Source organism: Bathymodiolus azoricus thioautotrophic gill symbiont, from assembly GCF_001298715.1.
GTDB lineage: Bacteria > Pseudomonadota > Gammaproteobacteria > PS1 > Pseudothioglobaceae > Thiodubiliella.
Genome location: NZ_CDSC02000030.1, coordinates 1 through 1,452 on the forward strand (window position 1 = coordinate 1; position 1,452 = coordinate 1,452).

1 protein-coding gene is annotated in these 1,452 nt (G+C 48.5%); it reads right to left on the bottom strand.

Annotation, left to right across the window (positions count from 1 at the left end):
* A partial coding sequence (locus BAZSYMA_RS00585; RefSeq protein WP_195910024.1) for a galactose-binding domain-containing protein occupies positions 1-1,452 on the bottom strand: 1,452 nt, incomplete at both ends.

Genomic DNA, 1,452 nt, shown 5'->3' on the forward strand with positions numbered 1-1,452 from the left:
AAATGTGGGTGCTGAAGTCTGCCTTATCAGAAATACTAACTTGGTAGTTGCTTAGTCTATTTGCGCAGCAATCAGTGCGGTTGTAGATAATGATTTCATTGATGTTTTTCTTACTGCCTAGATCAACTTGCCACCAAGCGCCTTGTTCCTTTTTGGTGTGGGTTATGCTATTGGTATACCAAACACCTTGGGTGTCCCCGTTAACTGCTTTTGAGGCATGATAACGAACCGTCTCATAGTAATTGCTGGATTGTGTGGCAGGTTTTCCAAGCGCTAGATTGTAACCAGAGACAGAGGCATATGCACCTCCACAATCTGGGTCACCCCATGTCCCGATTGAGCCATCGGGCTTAACAGCGCTAAAGGCATATCCATTTGAATAAATCTTGGTATAGCCTTTGTCGGTGGGTGCGTTTGTGTGTTTGTCCTCGTCACCCCACGAACTATCTAAGTTACCCCATGATGTAATTGAGCCATCGGCTTTAAGGGCAGCAAAGGCGCTATCACTTGAATAAATCTTGATATAACCTTTGTCGGTGGGTGCGTTGGATGCGTTTGTGCCCCCACTCTTTATGTCACCCCATGTTGTGATCGAGCCATCAGCTTTAAGGGCGGCAAAGGCATATGCATTTGAATAAATCTTGGTATAGCCACTATCAGAGGGTGCACCTGTACCTCCCCAATACGAATAGCCCCACGCTGTAATTGATCCATCGGCTTTAAGAGCGGCAAAGGCATGCCTATTTGAATAAATCTCGGTATAGCCACTATCAGTGGGTGCACCTGTGCCTCCATGATTTGTATCACCCCACACCGTGATTGAGCCATCGGTTTTAAGGGCGGCAAAGGCGTCCTTAGTTGAATAAATCTTGGTGTAGCCACTATCAGAGGGTGCACCCCAAGTTCCAGCTCCACCCCACACCGTGATTGAGCCATCGGCTTTAAGAGCGGCAAAGGCATACTGAGTTGAATAAATCTTGGTATAGCCACTATCAGAGGGTGCACCTATGCCTCCCGATGATCCTTTATATCCTATTCCACCCCACGCCGTGATTGAGCCATCGGCTTTAAGAGCGGCAAAGGCACGTGTATTTGAATAAATCTTGGTGTAGCCACTATCAGAGGGTGCATCCCAAGTTCCCGCCCCGCCCCACACCGCAATTGAGCCATCAGCCTTAAGGGCGGCAAAGGCGTCCTTAGTTGAATAAATCTTGGTGTAGCCGCTACCAGAGGGTGCACCTGTACCTCCATAATTTGGGTTACTCCACGCTGTGATTGACCCATCGGCTTTAAGGGCGGCAAAGGCACGCGCATTTGAATAAATCTTAGTATAGCCGCTACCAGAGGGCGCACTTGCACCTCCCCAATCCGAATGACCCCACGCCGTGATTGAGCCATCGTCTTTAAGGGCGGCAAAGGCTCGCCTATTAGCATAATTTGGTGCATTATTAA